The sequence below is a fragment of the Serratia sp. JSRIV001 genome, assembly GCF_019968745.1.
Lineage (GTDB): Bacteria > Pseudomonadota > Gammaproteobacteria > Enterobacterales > Enterobacteriaceae > Chania > Chania fonticola_B.
In genome coordinates this window covers 982,372-1,000,448 of sequence record NZ_CP074147.1, presented here as the reverse complement: position 1 = coordinate 1,000,448, position 18,077 = coordinate 982,372, and the positions used below count along the sequence as shown (strand labels likewise).

15 protein-coding genes and 1 pseudogene are annotated in these 18,077 nt (G+C 52.8%); 5 read left to right on the top strand and 11 right to left on the bottom strand.

What is annotated here, in order from left to right:
* The first annotated feature begins 20 nt into the window (after positions 1–20).
* The 3 genes from KGP17_RS04440 to KGP17_RS04430 all read left to right on the top strand — a co-directional run bounded on the left by KGP17_RS04440 (position 21) and on the right by KGP17_RS04430 (position 3,263).
* Positions 21–1,139 (top strand): hypothetical protein, encoded by a 1,119-nt coding sequence (locus tag KGP17_RS04440; RefSeq protein WP_223498908.1) that lies wholly within the window; start codon positions 21–23, stop codon positions 1,137–1,139.
* Positions 1,140–1,157: 18 nt separating this feature from the next.
* Complete coding sequence (locus KGP17_RS04435) at positions 1,158–2,279, top strand: hypothetical protein (protein WP_223498907.1); 1,122 nt, start codon at positions 1,158–1,160, stop codon at positions 2,277–2,279.
* 366 nt (positions 2,280–2,645) lie between these two features.
* Positions 2,646–3,263, top strand: coding sequence for a Fic family protein (locus tag KGP17_RS04430; protein WP_094982104.1), 618 nt, complete (start codon positions 2,646–2,648; stop codon positions 3,261–3,263).
* Here the strand turns inward: KGP17_RS04430 and KGP17_RS04425 are convergent.
* On the bottom strand, positions 3,260–3,427 hold the full coding sequence (locus tag KGP17_RS04425) for a hypothetical protein (RefSeq protein WP_172413946.1): 168 nt from the start codon (positions 3,425–3,427) through the stop codon (positions 3,260–3,262). The two genes, KGP17_RS04430 and KGP17_RS04425, sit on opposite strands and share 4 nt — an antisense overlap.
* A 551-nt stretch (positions 3,428–3,978) precedes the next feature.
* Here KGP17_RS04425 and mutS point away from each other — a divergent pair.
* Positions 3,979–6,534, top strand: a complete 2,556-nt coding sequence (mutS, locus tag KGP17_RS04420) for a DNA mismatch repair protein MutS (RefSeq protein ID WP_223498906.1) — start codon at positions 3,979–3,981, stop codon at positions 6,532–6,534.
* Positions 6,535–6,659: 125 nt separating this feature from the next.
* Here the strand turns inward: mutS and rpoS are convergent, their stop codons facing one another.
* The 8 genes from rpoS to KGP17_RS04380 form a co-directional block, all read right to left on the bottom strand.
* Complete coding sequence (gene rpoS / locus KGP17_RS04415) at positions 6,660–7,658, bottom strand: RNA polymerase sigma factor RpoS (RefSeq protein WP_024484093.1); 999 nt, start codon at positions 7,656–7,658, stop codon at positions 6,660–6,662.
* A 54-nt stretch (positions 7,659–7,712) separates the two neighbouring features.
* Positions 7,713–8,693, bottom strand: coding sequence for a murein hydrolase activator NlpD (gene nlpD / locus KGP17_RS04410; protein WP_172413947.1), 981 nt, complete (start codon positions 8,691–8,693; stop codon positions 7,713–7,715).
* Positions 8,694–8,960: 267 nt separating this feature from the next.
* Positions 8,961–9,587 carry a protein-L-isoaspartate(D-aspartate) O-methyltransferase gene (locus KGP17_RS04405; RefSeq protein ID WP_115160389.1) on the bottom strand — a complete coding sequence of 209 codons (627 nt, stop codon included), beginning with the start codon at positions 9,585–9,587 and terminating at the stop codon, positions 8,961–8,963.
* On the bottom strand, positions 9,581–10,342 hold the full coding sequence (gene surE, locus KGP17_RS04400; protein ID WP_094982108.1) for a 5'/3'-nucleotidase SurE: 762 nt from the start codon (positions 10,340–10,342) through the stop codon (positions 9,581–9,583). The genes KGP17_RS04405 and surE overlap by 7 nt, the downstream gene beginning before the upstream one ends.
* Before the next feature lie 297 nt (positions 10,343–10,639).
* Complete coding sequence (locus tag KGP17_RS04395; RefSeq protein ID WP_223498905.1) at positions 10,640–11,824, bottom strand: CfaE/CblD family pilus tip adhesin; 1,185 nt, start codon at positions 11,822–11,824, stop codon at positions 10,640–10,642.
* A gap of 10 nt (positions 11,825–11,834) precedes the next feature.
* Entirely contained in the window at positions 11,835–14,498 is a 2,664-nt protein-coding gene (locus KGP17_RS04390) for a TcfC E-set like domain-containing protein (RefSeq protein WP_223498904.1), read from the bottom strand.
* Positions 14,499–14,615: 117 nt separating this feature from the next.
* Positions 14,616–15,113 (bottom strand): CS1 type fimbrial major subunit, encoded by a 498-nt coding sequence (locus KGP17_RS04385; RefSeq protein WP_094982111.1) that lies wholly within the window; start codon positions 15,111–15,113, stop codon positions 14,616–14,618.
* 82 nt (positions 15,114–15,195) lie between these two features.
* Positions 15,196–15,921 (bottom strand): fimbrial protein, encoded by a 726-nt coding sequence (locus KGP17_RS04380; protein ID WP_223498903.1) that lies wholly within the window; start codon positions 15,919–15,921, stop codon positions 15,196–15,198.
* A gap of 424 nt (positions 15,922–16,345) precedes the next feature.
* Between KGP17_RS04380 and KGP17_RS04375 the strand changes: the two are divergent.
* Positions 16,346–16,492 (top strand): annotated as a pseudogene (locus tag KGP17_RS04375) (hypothetical protein); the annotation flags it as partial.
* A 57-nt stretch (positions 16,493–16,549) separates the two neighbouring features.
* Here KGP17_RS04375 and truD read toward each other — a convergent pair.
* Together truD and ispF are read right to left on the bottom strand one after the other, a co-directional pair.
* Complete coding sequence (gene truD / locus KGP17_RS04370; RefSeq protein WP_166734129.1) at positions 16,550–17,596, bottom strand: tRNA pseudouridine(13) synthase TruD; 1,047 nt, start codon at positions 17,594–17,596, stop codon at positions 16,550–16,552.
* A gap of 3 nt (positions 17,597–17,599) precedes the next feature.
* Positions 17,600–18,073, bottom strand: a complete 474-nt coding sequence (gene ispF, locus KGP17_RS04365; RefSeq protein WP_021179414.1) for a 2-C-methyl-D-erythritol 2,4-cyclodiphosphate synthase — start codon at positions 18,071–18,073, stop codon at positions 17,600–17,602.
* Positions 18,074–18,077 lie beyond the last annotated feature (4 nt).

Below are 18,077 nucleotides of genomic sequence, written 5' to 3'. Positions count from 1 at the left end.
ATCCACAAGGACAAGTGACAGTGAAAGATACCGCCGGCATACCAAGACATACGCTAAACCGCCGCTACCAAGCCTCCTGCATACTGCTGTTAGCCTACCTGGGCCAACCAGCCGCACTGGCGGAAACCATTACTATTGGCAAAGGTACAGGCATTTTGTGGGAAGGCCTGCCGTTTAATGTCACCTTAAGTGGCACGATAGGGAGACAAGACCTTACTCCTAAGTATGCGCTATTGGCGATCTCTTCACACTCCAATATGTGCCAACCCAATGATGAATTGTCGTCCATCGCGGGTTATCAAGCACTCAAACTAGCGCCAGGCGTGGGGCTCATTCCCAGAGGCTTCGGTAATGCAACCTTTGCCCGGTATTCTTCCCTCAAGGAAGATTCGCTATCCGGTACGCTGGGGCTACCAGAAACCAAAGGGGGGAACAGCGACGGGAGTCAAGTAATCGCACCTAATACTTTTAGCTGGTGCCTGCCGCCATCAATGAAATACCAAAACAATTACTATAACCCTAACTATATTCGAAAAGCCACAATATCAGGCACCTGGGTACTGGTTGCCGATGGTCAGCAGAAGACTACTGAAATAACCGTCCCGGTGATGTATGCCGGCAGTTTCTCATCGGTGTCGATTGGGGACCTATCGGCCTCTATCCTCCCGAGCAATATCCAGCTGCGCATATCCACGCTTGAGTGTACGGTCAATACTCCCACTTCAATCACCTTTGGTGGCGTGATGGAAAACCTGCAGGCCGGGGCCGAACTGGGCGTGCAATCCTACCCACTGATCACCAACTGTGGGCAAAGTTCAGACCTGATCGATGCCAATATCAACCTGCAGTTCCGGCCATTGACCGGCCTGTATCAATCAGCCCCGAGCCGTTTGGCCCTGCGCGAGGGCGGGGGCTATATCACCGGTGAGATTGATAACGGCGTGACCGGCAGCGGAAGCTGTATCGCCACCAGCGGACTTAAGTTCGATAATCGCCAGCTAAAAATCGGCCGTATCACCAAGGCGCAAACCAGCCTGAGTATCAGCAATCAGGTGACCTGGCGCTTGTGTTCCGGCGGCAAAGATCTGCCACTCGGTGACGTTAGTGCCGCCGCCGAAATGCTGGTGACGTTTAATTAGCATAGCTAGGACAATAAAGTGAAAAACAGCGCCAGTACGCCAAAGCCTACTCTATATTGCCACCGCTGCTGCGCACTCGGCCTGCTGGCGCTGTTATTGAGCCTGACCCCACCAGCCGTTCTGGCAAAAACCATTATCATGGGTAAAGGGACGGGGATTTTGTGGGAAGGTCTGCCGTTTACGGCAAGCTTAAGTGGCTCTATGGAGCATGCACGCCTTAATGTCAAACACGGGCTATTGGCTGTTTCTTCAAGTAAGGGCAGTTGCCAAGGGACTGGTTTTCTGAAGGTCATTGCGGGTTATCCAGCCCTAGAGATAGCACCGGGCGTGGGGCTCATACCCAGAGCCAGCGGTCAGGTAGGCTATTACACCTTTATGGGCAGCTTCGTTTTGCTATCCGGTACGCTGGGGCTGCCAGAAACCAAAGGGGTAAGCAGCAACGGAACTCAAGTAACCTCACCTGAGGCTTATAGCTGGTGCCTGCCGCCAGCAATGACTTCTCAGGAATATTTTTATTCCCCTTCCACGACTCGTGCTGCCGTAATATCGGGTACCTGGGTGCTGGTTGCCGATGGTCAACAGAAGGCTGCCGAAATAACCTTACCGGAGATGTATGCTGCCAGTTTCTCAGAGGTAGCGGCTGGGGATAGAAGAGCTTCAATCCTCCCGTCCGCTATCAAGCTGCGCATATCCACGCTCGAGTGTGCGGTCAATACCCCCATTTCAATCGCCTTTGGCAACGTGATGAAGGACCCGCAGGCCGGAGCCGAGCTGGCCGTGCAATCCTATCCACTCATCACCAGTTGTGGACAATCCTCCGACTTTATCGATGCCAATATCAACCTGCAGTTCCGGCCGTTAACCGGCCTGTATCAATCAGTCCCGAGCCGTTTGGCGCTGCGCGAAGGCGACGGTTATATCACCGGTGAGATTGATAACGGCGTGACCGGCAGTGGAAGCTGCAGTGCCACCAGCGGGCTACCGTTCGATAATAGCCAGCTAAAAATCGGCCGTATCACCAAGGCGGAAACCAGCCTGAATACCACCCATCAGGTGACCTGGCGCTTGTGTTCGGGGGGCAAAGATCTGCCGCTTGGCAACGTTAGCGCCGCTGCCGAAATGCTGGTGACGTTTAATTGAGGTCTGTCCCCCTTCACTTCTGATTGACTTGCGCTATGGCAATCTTAATCACCATTAAATAGCTAGTTTGCGTAGTGCTTCCAATTTTTGACTGTGACAGCCGATTGCCCGCTGGGCTAGTATAACGGCTGAAAATCAATCCCGCTGTCTACGGCATGCAACCTTCAGATCTTGCTGGGTTCAGCCTGGCTTTTTTCTGTTGATTTGGTCATTGGTTAGCACTGATAAATAACGATTATTTTAGAAAATAAGGACAAACCCTGCTTTCGCCGACACTCCATTAACTGGCTGATTTTATGAGTATTGTACTTAACTGGTTGAACGCTATACTTTCATCTCCACCCGTCACCACTCCCGAGCATACTCATGAACCGATACCACGTTTCTGGCAGCGAAGGGCAGTATGAGAAAGATTCTGACGAACAGGTTTTAGCGAATAAACTCGGGATTGCCGATCCTGACGAGATCGATGATGCCGAGCTGGTGCTACTGGAGCAGCTCTACCGGTCTGTTTTTGAAGAGCACTTTCCGCTGGGACAGCTCACCGTTGGGATGCTAAAAAACTGGCACCATCGCTGGTTAGGCAACATCTATGAGTGGGCGGGACAGGAAAGGACCGTCAATATCAGCAAAGGCGGCTTTATGTTTGCTCCCTGCGCACAACTGCCCAAACTGCTGAACGAGTTCGATATGAAATACCTCGCTCGTTACACACCCTGTACAGGCATGAGCGAACAAAAGCTGATTGAAGCTATCGCAATAACCCACTTGGAACTAATCCTCATCCATCCCTTCAGAGAAGGAAATGGGCGTTTGTCGCGACTATTAGCCGATGTGATGGCGGTTCAGGGGGACTATAAGCCTCTGGATTATCAAAGCTGGGAACAGAACAAAACCCAGTATATCTCGGCTATTCACGCGGGTATGTCATTAGACTACGAGCCGATGAAACACTGGGTCAGTGAGGCTTTAAGAAGGGATTAGGCAAGGCGAAGATGCGCAAACTTTTTGCGCGCAACTGCCAGCGAAGCTTCAACCTTGGCTGAGGGCTGGCCTGTTTCAATTGCCGTTGACGTCGCCACAGAACGCACAATGTCCGTGCGAGACGGCTTAGCGTATGTCACCTGCTCTTTTTTGTTAGTGCTCATAGCGACTCCTGATTAACTCATCCATTGGTTACAGTATATCAAGGATCGTAGAGAACTGCTGCCATTAGCACTTATCTTGTTCGAAACTCCAAGCGACCCTGCTTTTCTTCTTTCAACTCTGTATCAGGGCAGCGCCCTTCATTGCCAATTTGTTTTAGTTCTTGCAACCTCATACGAGCCATTGCAAACGTAGTTTGCGTAGCGCTTCCAATTTTTGGCTGTGACAGCCTATTGCCCGCTGGGCTAGTATAACGGCTGAAAATCAATCCCGCGGTCTACGGCATGCAACCTTCAGATCTTACTGGGTTCCGTCTGGCTTTTTTCTGTTGATTTGGTCATTGTGCAGGCTTTAAGTGACAAAGGTTTGCCAGCCTGTTTGCTGGTCATATATGCTCGTTCCCTTGACCAACCGATTGATTTATTTGAGCAGCGCTGGCTGTTGCTCATCCTGAACGTTTTGGCGGTTTTTTTAATGAGGCGACGTGATACCCAATGATGCCAATGAATATCACAATCAAATTTAAATTCAATGGATTGGAAACGGTAACGTTATGACTAGCACCGAAAAACTCGATTCGCACACCCCAATGATGCAGCAATACCTGCGCCTTAAGGCGCAGCATCCCGAGATCTTGCTGTTCTACCGGATGGGGGATTTCTACGAGCTGTTCTATGACGATGCCAAACGCGCCTCTCAGTTGCTGGATATCTCGCTGACCAAACGCGGAGCCTCGGCTGGGGAGCCGATCCCAATGGCGGGCGTACCTCACCATGCAGTGGAGAACTATCTTGCCAAGCTGGTACAGCTTGGGGAATCGGCCGCGATCTGTGAGCAGATTGGCGATCCGGCCACCAGCAAAGGCCCGGTCGAGCGTAAAGTGGTGCGCATCGTTACCCCTGGCACCATCACCGATGAAGCCCTGCTGCAAGAGCGCCAGGACAATCTGCTGGCCGCCATCTGGCAGGATGGCCGCGGCTTTGGCTATGCCACCTTGGATCTCAGCTCCGGCCGCTTCCGCGTCGCCCAGCCAGAAGATCTTGAAACCATGGCGGCCGAGCTGCAACGAACCCACCCGGCAGAACTGCTGTACCCGGAAAACTTCGAGCAAATGGCGCTGATCGAACAGCGCCACGGCCTGCGCCGCCGCCCACTGTGGGAATTTGAGCTGGACACCGCACGCCAGCAGTTGAACCTGCAGTTCGGCACCCGCGATCTGACCGGCTTTGGCGTCGAGCAGGCCCATCAGGCGCTGCGCGCGGCGGGCTGCCTGCTGCAATATGTCAAAGATACCCAGCGTACCTCGCTGCCGCATATCCGTGGCCTCACCATGGAGCGCCAGCAGGACGGCATCATCATGGATGCGGCCACTCGCCGTAACCTGGAGATCACCCAAAGCCTGTCCGGCGGCAGTGAAAATACCTTGGCCGCCATCCTCGATCGTACCGTTACCCCCATGGGTAGCCGTATGCTCAAGCGCTGGTTGCATATGCCAACTCGCGACGTCCAGGTGCTGAACAACCGTCAGCAAGCTATCGCCGCATTGCAGCCATTGAGCAGCGAGTTGCAGCAGCCACTGCGCCAGGTGGGCGATCTGGAACGTATTCTTGCCCGTTTGGCACTGCGCACGGCTCGCCCACGAGATCTGGCCCGCATGCGCCACGCCTTCCAACAGTTGCCGGATATCCGCGCCCTGCTGGAAAACGCTGATGCACCACAGATGCAAAAGCTGTTGTCACAGGTCGGCCAGTTTGACGAATTACAGGCACTGCTGGAGCGCGCCATTGTGGAATCCCCACCGGTGCTGGTCCGTGATGGTGGCGTGATTGCCCCGGGTTATAACGAAGAGCTGGATGAATGGCGGGCGCTGGCCGACGGTGCTACCGACTATCTGGATCGCCTGGAGATCCGTGAGCGCGAGAAGCTGGGCCTGGATACGCTGAAGGTCGGTTTCAACGGCGTGCATGGTTACTACATTCAGGTCAGCCGTGGGCAGAGCCATCTGGTGCCGATCCACTATGTGCGCCGCCAAACGCTGAAGAATGCGGAACGCTACATCATTCCCGAGCTGAAAGAGTATGAAGACAAGGTACTGACCTCAAAAGGGAAAGCCTTGGCGATCGAAAAAGGGCTGTATGACGAGCTGTTCGATCTGCTGTTGCCGCACCTGGAGCAACTGCAACAGAGCGCCGGAGCCCTGGCCGAGCTGGATGTGTTAGCCAACCTGGCAGAACGTGCCGAAACGCTGAACTACGCCTGCCCAACCATCAGTGAGCAACCCGGCATTCGCATCAGCGATGGCCGTCACCCGGTGGTGGAACAGGTATTGAAAGAACCCTTTATTGCCAACCCGGTTTCCCTATCACCACAGCGCCGTATGCTGATCATTACCGGCCCGAATATGGGCGGTAAAAGTACCTATATGCGGCAAACGGCACTGATTGTGTTGCTGGCGCACATCGGCAGCTACGTACCGGCGGCAAAAGCCACCATCGGGCCGGTGGATCGTATCTTTACCCGCGTGGGCGCGGCAGACGATCTGGCCTCTGGCCGCTCTACCTTTATGGTGGAAATGACCGAGACTGCCAATATCCTACATAACGCCACGGAAAACAGCCTGGTGTTGATGGATGAGATTGGCCGTGGCACCTCCACCTACGACGGGCTTTCTCTGGCCTGGGCTTGTGCAGAAAACCTGGCCAGCCGCATCAAGGCCATGACGCTGTTTGCCACCCATTACTTTGAGCTGACCACCTTGCCGGAGAAAATGGAGGGCGTGGTTAACGTGCATCTGGATGCGTTGGAACACGGCGACACCATTGCCTTTATGCATAGCGTACAAGATGGCGCGGCCAGTAAGAGCTACGGCTTGGCGGTGGCGGCGTTGGCTGGTGTGCCGCGCGATGTGATCAAGCGTGCACGCCAGAAGCTGCGTGAGTTGGAGAGCCTCTCCAGTCAGACGGCGGCGGGTACGGTAGATGCGACTCAGTTGACGCTGTTGAACGAAGAGGTGTCACCGGCAGTTGAAGCGTTGGAAACGCTGGACCCGGATTCTCTTTCGCCACGCCAGGCGTTGGAGTGGATCTACCGGCTGAAAAGCCTGGTGTAAGTCAGATATCGACGACGTTCTGCCCTAGACAAGGGTAAATCGCCGTCAATCACAGTAAATCGCAGGCAAAAAAAACGGTGAGCGTCATTAACGCTCACCGTTTTTAGTTTATGTCTATAACGCGTTTATTCGCGGAACAGTGCCTCAATACTCAGGCCCTGCATCTGCAGAATTTCACGCAGGCGGCGTAAGCCTTCAACCTGGATCTGACGAACACGCTCACGTGTCAGGCCAATCTCACGGCCAACATCTTCCAGCGTAGCCGCTTCATAGCCTAACAGGCCGAAACGGCGAGCCAACACTTCACGCTGTTTGGCGTTCAATTCGAACAGCCATTTGACGATGCTCTGTTTCATATCATCGTCTTGCGTGGTGTCTTCAGGCCCGTTGTCTTTCTCGTCGGTCAGAATGTCCAACAGGGCTTTCTCTGAATCCCCACCCAACGGCGTATCGACAGACGTGATACGTTCGTTCAGGCGCAGCATACGGCTGACATCATCAACCGGTTTGTCGAGTTGCTCCGCAATCTCTTCAGCGCTGGGTTCATGGTCCAGTTTGTGAGAAAGCTCGCGCGCGGTGCGCAAGTAAACATTCAGTTCTTTGACGATATGGATCGGCAAACGGATAGTCCGGGTTTGATTCATGATCGCCCGTTCAATCGTCTGGCGGATCCACCAGGTCGCATAGGTGGAAAAACGGAAACCGCGCTCTGGGTCAAACTTTTCCACCGCACGGATCAGACCAAGGTTACCCTCTTCGATCAAATCCAGCAGCGCCAGGCCGCGATTGCTATAACGACGGGCAATTTTCACTACCAGCCTCAGGTTACTTTCTATCATGCGGCGGCGGGACGGCACGTCTCCGCGCAGTGCACGCCGCGCAAAATAAACTTCTTCCTCTGCAGTCAGCAGAGGGGAGTAACCGATTTCGCCCAGATAGAGCTGCGTGGCATCCAATACGCGTTGGGTAACACCTTGAGACAACAGTTCGTCTTCTGCCAAGTCATTCTCGCTGGTCTCTTCTTCTACCTGCGCTTTTTCATCGAATGACTCAGCCTCCATGGCGTTCTCATCGAAATCTGCATCGTCATGTAACTCGTTAACTTTCAGCGTATTTTGGCTCATAAAGCGGCTCCTACCCGTGATACCGCGAGCAGAATACAGCGCATTCTGCCCAATCTATCGCTGCGGAAGATAACGCAGCGGGTTTACGGATTTCCCCTTGTAACGAATCTCGAAATGCAAACGTACTGAACTGGTTCCGGTGCTTCCCATCGTTGCTATTTTCTGCCCCGCCTTCACTTCTTGTTGTTCCCGGACCAGCATGGTGTCGTTATGGGCGTAGGCACTCAAGTAATCATCGTTGTGTTTGATGATGATTAGATTACCGTAACCCCGTAAAGCGTTGCCTGCGTACACTACACGGCCATCGGCGGTAGCGACAATCGGCTGCCCACGGGAACCAGAGATATCGATGCCTTTGTTCCCACCTTCCGATGAGGAGAAGTTATCGATGATCTTACCGTCAGTTGGCCATTTCCAGGTACTTACTGGGGCACTGTTGCTGGCGGTGCTGCTCGCCGATGGCGTAGCGGCTGGTGCGGTAACAGGAGCTGCGGCTGAGCCTGCCACTACGGCTCCTGATGCAGGTAACATTTTACCTACATTCTGTTTACTCGAGTTATCAGAATACGCGTTCGTTGATTGAGAATCAACCGTTGCAGTTTGTATCTGAGTGGAAGAAGGCGGTTTTGACACCGTACCATTACCGCCAGCTAACATCCCACCGCCGCCGTTGGCAGAACCGCTCCCCAGCTGCAGGGTTTGGCCGACTTCCAGGCTGTATGGCTGTGGAATATTGTTGCGTTGGGCCAGATCGCGGAAATCGTTGCCGGTGATCCAGGCAATATAGAACAGCGTGTCGCCACGTTTAACGGTATAGGTGCTACCACCGTTATAGCTCCCTTTAGGGATCGAGTTATAGCTACGGTTGTAAACAATACGCCCCTGTGATGCGTTGCCGCCACCAGAGTTAGCCGATGCGGCGGCTCCACCACCACCGACACTGCTGATAGGTGCCGAGGTAGAATTTTTATCCGAACAGCCAACTAACCACACACTTAACATCGTACACACCGCAACTCGGCGTAAAGAACTCATTGGGCTTCCCGTGCTCATGCTTCCCCCATGACAGCAATATCAAAAAATACCTTATACATCGTAGCCGAGCTTTATCGTTCTACAGCACAAGGTTTCCCCGGCCGATCCCTGAAAACCAGAAGATCACCCACCAGGGAGCTAAAAAACCGTGGTGCCAATGCTAGCCACATTGGCACGATCACGCCATAAGACAACGACATACTGGAACAATTCTAATGAAAATTAATATTATTCAACTTATTTATCCGTCACTTTGATCTGCACAGGCTAAGCCAGTTCGCCCTTGACCAAGGGAACGAATCGCACTGCTTCAACGGCATCAATGGAAAACTCACCGCCCCGCCGCTGAATGCATTGCAGTACCTGGGCCTGTTCGCCCACCGGCAACACCAAAATGCCACCGTCGTCCAACTGCTGCATCAACGCCTGCGGGATCTCCGGTGGTGCGGCCGTCACGATGATCGCATCAAAGGGTCCACGCGAACTCCAGCCTTGCCAACCGTCGCCATGACGGGTCGAGACATTGTGCAAATCAAGCTGCTTGAGGCGACGCTTGGCCTGCCACTGTAGCCCTTTGATGCGTTCAACGGAGCAGACATGCTGCACCATATGCGCCAGGATCGCGGTCTGATAACCGGAACCGGTGCCGATCTCAAGCACCCGCGAGGTTGGCTGCAAATTCAGCAGCTCGGTCATGCGCGCGACCATATAAGGTTGCGAGATGGTCTGCCCTGAACCAATAGGCAGTGCCGTATTTTCATAGGCCTTATGTGCTAAAGCTTCATCAACAAAACGCTCACGCGGTACGTTCTCGATTGCCTTGAGCAGCCGTTCGTCCCTGATACCCTGCTGGCGCAGCTGTGCCAGCAGCGTTTGTATGCGTTTGTTCACCATTCCCCGCTAACCTCTGCTTTGGTCAACCATTTTGATAGCACATCTTGCGCCCCGTAGGCGGTCAAATCCACCTGCAAAGGCGTGACCGACACGTAACCCTGATCCACGGCGGCAAAGTCCGTGTCTGGGCCCGCATCGAATTTATCCCCCGGCGGCCCGATCCAATACAGCATCTGGCCACGCGGATCTGGTTGGCTAAACACCTTGTCTGCGGGATGCCGGCTGCCACAGCGGGTCACGCGTATCCCTTTAATTTCCGACAACGGTAAATCAGGGACATTGATATTCAGAATTTTACCAGTACGCAGCGGTTCTTGTTGTAACGCGCGCAATATACGGCAGGTGACTACCGCCGCCGTCTCATAATGCTGATGACCATTGAGCGATACTGCCAACGCGGGCAACCCCAGATGGCGGCCTTCCATCGCAGCAGCCACCGTGCCGGAATAGATAACATCATCACCCAGATTTGGCCCGGCGTTGATACCGGACACCACGATCTCCGGTGCTGGCAGCATCAGTTGGTTAACGCCAAGGTAGACACAGTCCGTCGGGGTGCCCTGCTGCACGGCGATATCGCCGTTGGGCAACGTCAGCGTACGCAGCGGCGACTCTAGCGTCAGCGCGTTAGAGGAACCACTGCGGTTACGATCGGGGGCCACCACCTGCACTTCGGCAAACTCGCGCAACGCCGCCGCCAGTATCTGGATACCCGGGGCGCTAACGCCGTCGTCGTTGCTCAGTAGTATTCTCATATTGCAGTTAAACAACTTTCTTGCTGAAAGCGATAAAACGAGGATTTTGCCCTATTTTATTACATCTATCTGTTTTTAATGAAATTTTCAATAGTAAGCCCAACCCACCGTGTTACCCGTTGTGATTTGCGTGGTACAGCAAGGCTTGCCTCGCTGTTGCTGATAGTATTAGCCAAAACGGCCAGCTATGCGATCTACTATACAATTCAACGGTCATCAGTGGCAAACGGGGCAGGATAGCCTCCTCGGCAAAGGAGGCTGGGATGATTATCTGAGGTTGGTCGTTAAATTCCCAGGTTATGGGGCCGTCTGGGTGGTTGGCGTATAAATAATGCGTAGCTGGCCGGTATAATCCCCCGCCGTTTTATCCGCCATTGAAAAGGCTGGCGTTGTCAGGGTCAGCGGGGCCGGCACGCAAAATGTCGGAGCACCACCGCCAGGTAACACCACCGGCCGCTGGATATTACGGCGATTGGTATCGATCCAGATGACCTCTTTGCCGTTGGCGATCTCTTGTACTGCCCCAGTGGTGGGATTGATCACGCTGACCTGGTAGTCCAGCCGGTTACTGGCCTTGGTTTTATCACCACCACGGCGATAAAGGGAGAATCGCCCCCTTAATCGTCCTGAAGCGGTCGCGCCTTCATCCTGAAATAGCAGACTGATGCGGTTACTGGTCGAGTCAATACCGTCATAGAGACACATATCCAGGCTGGAGCTACCGCTGATGTTCATGCCGCTATCGCCTCCTGGCCGAGTATTCAGATTCAGGTTAACAGACGGTATCGAAGTCGGGAAGGCGGGTAGATAAATCTGATGATTACCATAATCCGTCACGTTAAGAGTCAGACTCGCCTTCCAGGTAACGCGGAAAATGCCTGGGCAACCGTAGGCAGATGCACTGCAATCATCCCAGGCTTTCACCTGCATCTTGAGTTCAGCGCGCCAAACACCGGCATCAGATAGTTTGTTCAACTCGGATGCGGGAATAAAAGTACTGAATCCCTGGGAACCCAAAGCGGCGCCGCTGATCCAGGAACTATGTTTACCCGTAGCTTTAATAGAGGTGACCAGTAAATTTTTGGTTTTCCCACTACTATGGGTAAAGCGCAGCGTCAGATTTTTCGAAGTATTATTGTTAAGACTATCCCACCACCACAATTTTACCTGACAGGCACCATTGGTTGGATCGGTCTCGGAATAGCACGTTAGGGCGTTAATCATATCCTTGTCTTTGCAATCAGTAGTCGTATTACATTCGCCATCATCAGTACTCCCGCCGAATACCCGCTCCCAGATATAGATATTTGCCGGCAGGCTCATACGATCAAAAGTGATATTGACCTTGGTATCCTGTGCCTGTGGGGCGATACTGGCACCGTACGCCTGTATGCTCAGCCCCCCCAGTAAAACGCACAGGTTAAGAGGGTTAATGGCTCCCGCAATGACAAATTTAAAACCGCTGATTATTTTCAATAACATCAATCATTACCTAGTTCATTTTCATCGCTACCGGCACTTCAGAGCCATGGCCCTGCCGCACGGTCATCAATTGCGCCTGCTTCTGCTCGGCTGGCGGTATGTTAGCCAGGGTCACCCCGGCACAGCGGGTAGTACCGACATAGCGCACCACGTCACGCATGGCCTGCACTGTCATGGCACACTGATAGAACTGTGAGCCACGCATCAGATACAGCTGCTTCATCGGCCGGGTGGTTTCCAGGCTAAAACCGCCTTCACCCAGTGGCGTCCAGGACAGCACGTTAAGCGGAATACCGTTAACCAACGGCTTATCCTGCTCATCCAGCATTTTTCCCAGCCAGGTATAGCGTGAAGTGACCTCGATATTCTGACGCAATACTTTGCCCGGCACCATAAACGCAGTACGCGTTCCCGCCCCTCGGCGGATTTCGCTGCTGATGCCGGTGGGCGCCTTCAGTGATTCGTTGATATCAACGTTGGTTGGCTGATAGCTCGGTACGGTAAACAGCGCCCGGCTGTTACTACGCACGTCTGTTTGCCCTCTACCGTCTATCATGACGTTGACCTGCGAGGCGCGATTCTCTTCCTCTGAGTCCACTCCAACGGTGATCGCGGAGGCCGGGCGGCCATCCCCCCAACGTCCCCAATAAAGCCCGGTGCGATCGACCAGCAAAGAGGAGCTATAGCTACCGCTGCCACTAACTGCATGTCGGTTCGCCACTTTGGCATAAGCATCGCTGACAGTTAAACTGCCGTTACCGTATTGCCCACTGGCACGAGCGTAGGTTGAAGCGCTCAGGGTCTTGCTATTGACGCCATAAATCGACGCCCCCAGCTCATTTTGACCGCTCTCGTCAATATAACGGCTGTAGCTGGCGTTATAACTGAGCTGCCCTGCCCCACGTTGGCTATTCTGGTAGTTGGCTCCGAGTGAAGTATTGCTGCTGACGTCATTGCCACCGCGGCGCCCGGAGAACGACAGGCTGATATTGAGGTAGCCGCCTTTATCGGTTCTCTGCTGGCCGCTATCGTTACGTATAAAAGCGCTGACACCGGTGTTGATATTCATCTCGTTAACTGTAAAGGAGCGGCTGACCCCCGTCTGCCAGGTGTGGCTGCGTGAACGGGTTTCATATATCCGTTCCCAAGGCACCCCACCTTGATGGTCACCATCACTGTCGGACAGTTCACTGCGATAGCGGTAACGCCCTTCACTGCTGTTAATCGAATAGCCAACGTTGGCGTTCCATTGCGCAAAGGGCATCGAAAACATCAGGTTGGTGCTTTGGTAACAACCGCTAAAACCGTAGTTCAGCCCCTGAGAATTGCAATCAGGCACCGACATGGCTGAACGATAGAAACTCAATGAGAAACCATCGTTGTAATTGATTTGCTGAATATTTCCCCGGGCACCGTCGCTGCCAGACAGATAACTGGTACGAGCCGTCATTATCCCGTCCAACGGGCCGCTGTTAAAACCGTGGATCCAGTCCGCCGCCCCTTCCCAGTAGTGGACGTCACTCTGCACCGTGGTCCCCGCCGTCAGCGACAACGTATCGGTTAGCGGCATACGCAGCCCGCCCTGCACCACACGCCGGTCGTCCCCCGTACGCTGCGAGTCGCGATCAACCTCAGCCCCGTATTGCAGGAACCACTGAAAAGTATCCAGTGAAGACACGCCAGTGTTGGTGTAAGGGACTGTTTCTGTTCTGACCAGCTGATTGTCCTCATAGACACGCAGCGTAATGGTATAGCTACCGCTGGGGAATGCGCGCGTATCCAGCTCCTGTGCTCCGGCATTCAGGTAAAAGGAAGACAGTAGCTGTTCATCACGATAAGCGTCGATACGTGCGTTACGCGACAAGAATACCGAAACCGGGGTTCCCCGGGAAACCTGCGTCGGGTTGATCCAGGCCAGGGTCGACCCCGCCCGTAACCCACGAATTTTTCCAATCGGCAGTTGGCTCAGGTTGATATTCCCCCCCGAGTTGCTGAAGATATCGCGAGAGTCCATCATGCCACCTTGCAGGTAGAAACGCTGCCACAAGTCCTGCCTAAAATAGGCATTGTTCATCTCTATCTGCTGATGGTTGGCATGGCGATAGCGCTGCCCCAGATAGAGCCAGTCGGCATTAAGATAACCACTTTCAGTAACGCCCAGTGAACCAGTCCCCTGGACCGACAACGACTGATAGTTTTCATCAGCAACAAAATTGAGGTTTTGCTGATGGAGAAACGCATTTTCACTTTCCACACTCGCCTGATAGAAACTGCTTTCCGCGTCTTTTTTCGGTAAGTACTGACGATCAAGAAACAGGTTAACCCGCGAGTTATTTTCGTCATAGATGATGCCAACTGTCTGGGTTTCCAGATAGTCACAACTCGGGGCATTGCCGTTACTGCTACAGGCAAGGTTACCGTTACGCAGCAATGGCTGCCCCAACGCGGCACTCAACTGCACCCTCAGCCCTGGATCGTCGTTGAACTGCTGTTTTACAGCATCAATCAACTCCGCTGGCTTTATAAAGACAACATGTTCAAGATTGATATTGGCTTCATAAAGCCCGAGAGACTTGCCATAGAGTGATACATCAACCCAAAGAACCTGCCCCTGAGCCAACACCTCAAAACCTGGGGGAACTCTTTGGGTAACCGCCAGCGCGACATTTTGCACGCTCAAAAGTCCCAGAAACAATCCTGTAGATAGGCTAACGCGATAAACCATTATCCATCCCTGATAAATATGGGGCTAAAAGACGCCCCATGAAACATTAGAATACCCCGGCTGGGTTTAAGGAGCTTTTGTCGCTTGAGTGATAACCAGGCTGACAACACCAGAGTAGGTGCCAGTAGCAACAACATTTTGAGTGGCCTGTGCAAAACGCAGTGGCAAGACTTCAGAACCATTATCGATGCCCACAGGGAACAGAGTCGCCGCATCCAGCATCTGGTCGGCGGTAGTCAGTACCTTATCACCCAGGGTTACGGTCAATGGGATCTTGTTCTCTCCATTGACATCCGCCAGGGTCGCCGCACTTACCAGGCGGATATTAACGCCCGCAGTGGCACTGTTAGACCAAACCTTGGTATTCAGTTTAAAAGGCGACAGGCCTTTGCCTGGCAGATACTGCATATCGATACTGCTTGGCAAAGCCGTATTATCTGGCTGCGTCATATCAATCGTCGTATCCACGTTGGCATTCACAGTAATATCTTTTCGAATAGCCTGGCTTGAAAATGCGGTTGCCATGATTGAAACAACTAACAGTGGTTTAATTAACTTTTTCATAAAATCTCCATTTTATATTACAAACACATCCAACTTACTTTACATCCCCTATAAAAATAGGGCCCATGATTTAACTCTAAACTTACTTATTTATAGATAAATCAATTTCTTCAACACTCTTTTTGATCCAGTTAAAATAGCGTGCTTTATACTTCTTCCCTGGCTTTACCATAAGGGAAGCAATTTTGAGCTCGGTTCCTGGATATACCGTAGTCGTTTCTTTTTTCCAGTCACAGACGCCGGCCAAATCACAGACGCCGACCTCACGTAGTGGAATACGCAGCGTACCATCATTGATCACCATGCCGCGCTGCGCATCCAACGCCAGGCTGGTAACGACCTTTTTAGGCGCAACGTGGACCAAGGCTCCCCATACCAGGCTGATACCCACCTTACCTGTAGCCGCCTGTGTGCTAGCAGCATTGGTGTTATCATCTAATCCTGACACACCCTCAAAATAGACCCGCCAGGTGGTTTCCTTTTCCGGTAATTCCAGGGCGACTAGTCGTACAAGACGTTGACTACCCGCCGAAATTGCCAGTTTATTTGGTGTTATCACCAACGAGCTTTTGCGGAGTTGCTCAACGCTCACTTCTTTTTCTTGTTCAGTTCCAGCATTTATTATTTGTTTTTCTGTTACTTTGACGAACTGAACCCCATCGCTTTGCGACATAACTCTTATTTGAGCGGCCCCATTTTCGCCGATCCCTAATTCCATAGGATAAACATTCATATTGGCCAATGCAGGGCCTGAACAAATAGAAAGAATAGCAATGCCGAACAGGCATTTAATAACACTGAGTTTCATGATTAATCCGCAACGAGCGCAATGAGAGGCTCTTTCCAAATTTAAAAAACAAATACAGCAGAGACCAGCCTGATTTGTTTATCTTCCGTAGATTTGATAGCAATTATAATGACCACCAATAGCTCAGATCAATATAATAATAATAATAATATCCATCAATGTAACCCATTGATTAATATTATAATAATTTTTAATTATATGGAGTTATCAAGTGATAAATTACAATTAAGCACTAAAAAAACAAGTTAAGGTTTCAATTAATAGCGCGATATCAGGAATAAACAACGTTGCAAAACAGGCCGCTGACAGCGTTCTTTCGCCTCACTCAGGCTCTGCTGAATGTATCGAAACTTTGCTATATATCGAGTTTGGGTCACGTATCATCCCGACAACATCAGGCAAATGGTGGGCAAAACAGCGGTTCACGCTTCGGGATGATGATGGCCAGGTTGCAGAGGTTATGGCCATGCTCCGTGCGCTGAATAAGGTGACGAAAGAGGGATTTTATTGCAGGGGATTGAATCAACTATCTGATGTATTCAACAAAGCCGTTCAATTCCGTTCAGGCTGAACTCCTTTCAGCCCAAACTGGAAAGCAAGGATTAAGAGGTGAGGATCAAGCTGGCAGTCACTCGGCAATATCCGCCTCATCGCTAGCCAATTGCATTATTTCGCGCACTACGCTGGTAGCGAAACTGCCTGCTGGTAACCAGAAACGTAATTCCACGGTGACATCATCCCACCAGCTCCACTGCATTTTCTGCGGCTGTAGCAGCAAGGCCCGCCGCGCAGGCTCTACACGCTCACGCTTTAATAACGCCATCAGCTCTGGCTGTGACACCAGACAAGCTTGTTCAAAGACCAATGCTTCCCCGGCAGTACCGGGTTCACCATCCCCCGGCAATGGAGCCGTGATCATCAGTTCACCCGCGTCTAACCGTTGTTGCAGGGTGGCTAACTCTTCCGCTTTGGCCACGAACCAGCTCCCGCGCCCGGCCAGCTGTAACGCATCCCCTTCCAGCACCGTTTGTTGCTGTTGGTTAGCCAAACGCTGGCTGGCAATGAAGTTGAACAACGCACTGCGGCTAGCAGAGAGGTAGAAGCTACGTTTGCTGCGCTCCTTAACCCGGATCTCATCGTTGGCCCAGCGGCGCGCCATCGTCAGGTTGTTGCCCCCACGGCCAAAGCGCTGGCTGCCAAAGTAGTTCGGCACGCCACCCGCCGCGATAGCCTGTAAACGCTGCTCCACCTCTTGGCGATCGCCGATCTGGCGTAGCACCAGGGTGAATTCGTTCCCCTTCAACGTACCGATGCGCAGCTTGCGTAGGTGGCGAGCGGCCTGTAGCACTTCGCAGCCTTCCAGCGCAAACCGGCTGAGATCGGGAGATTCTTTCCCCGGCAGATGCAGACAGAACCACTGCTCGGTGACTGCATGGCGATCTTTCAAACCGGCATAGCTGACCGAACGGGCATGAATGCCGGCAAACTTCGCCAGAGCGTCCGCCACAAACTGGGTGTTGCAGCCGTTCTTGCGGATGTTCACCAGCAGGTGCTCACCTTCACCATCTGGGGTAAAGCCCAGATCCTCAACCACCACAAAGTCTTCCGGGTTGGCTTTCAGCACGCCGGTAGCCGCTGGCTTGCCGTGCAACCAGGTCAGATTGGCCATGTCCATACGTTATTCCTTGATCAACAGGGCAACCGCTTCGCAGGCAATGCCTTCGCCACGGCCGGTAAAGCCCAGCTGTTCGGTGGTGGTCGCTTTGACGTTAACGTCATCCATATGGCATTGCAGATCTTCCGCCAGGAAGATGCGCATCTGAGGAATGTGCGGTGCCATCTTCGGTGCCTGCGCAATGATGGTGACATCCAGATTACCCAGACGATAGCCCTTGGCACGAATGCGTTTCCAGGCTTCGCGCAGCAGCTCACGGCTGTCCGCGCCTTTAAAGGCCGGATCGGTATCCGGGAACAGCTTGCCGATATCCCCCAACGCCGCCGCCCCCAGCAGAGCATCGGTGGCCGCATGCAGCGCCACGTCACCATCGGAGTGAGCCAGCAGTCCTTTTTCATAAGGAATGCGAACACCGCCGATCACCAACGGCCCTTCGCCGCCAAATTTATGGACATCAAAACCGTGACCGATACGCATGATG

Bases quoted from the DNA above. Each gene is read 5' to 3' on its own strand.
- surE (WP_094982108.1), bottom strand. From the start codon at position 10,342: ATGAGAATACTACTGAGCAACGACGACGGCGTTAGCGCCCCGGGTATC.
- KGP17_RS04425 (WP_172413946.1), bottom strand. From the start codon at position 3,427: ATGAGCACTAACAAAAAAGAGCAGGTGACATACGCTAAGCCGTCTCGC.
- nlpD (WP_172413947.1), bottom strand. From the start codon at position 8,693: ATGAGTTCTTTACGCCGAGTTGCGGTGTGTACGATGTTAAGTGTGTGG.
- KGP17_RS04395 (WP_223498905.1), bottom strand. From the start codon at position 11,824: ATGTTATTGAAAATAATCAGCGGTTTTAAATTTGTCATTGCGGGAGCC.
- KGP17_RS04405 (WP_115160389.1), bottom strand. From the start codon at position 9,587: ATGGTGAACAAACGCATACAAACGCTGCTGGCACAGCTGCGCCAGCAG.
- mutS (WP_223498906.1), top strand. From the start codon at position 3,979: ATGACTAGCACCGAAAAACTCGATTCGCACACCCCAATGATGCAGCAA.
- ispF (WP_021179414.1), bottom strand. From the start codon at position 18,073: ATGCGTATCGGTCACGGTTTTGATGTCCATAAATTTGGCGGCGAAGGG.
- KGP17_RS04430 (WP_094982104.1), top strand. From the start codon at position 2,646: ATGAACCGATACCACGTTTCTGGCAGCGAAGGGCAGTATGAGAAAGAT.
- truD (WP_166734129.1), bottom strand. From the start codon at position 17,596: ATGGACATGGCCAATCTGACCTGGTTGCACGGCAAGCCAGCGGCTACC.
- KGP17_RS04385 (WP_094982111.1), bottom strand. From the start codon at position 15,113: ATGAAAAAGTTAATTAAACCACTGTTAGTTGTTTCAATCATGGCAACC.
- KGP17_RS04380 (WP_223498903.1), bottom strand. From the start codon at position 15,921: ATGAAACTCAGTGTTATTAAATGCCTGTTCGGCATTGCTATTCTTTCT.
- rpoS (WP_024484093.1), bottom strand. From the start codon at position 7,658: ATGAGCCAAAATACGCTGAAAGTTAACGAGTTACATGACGATGCAGAT.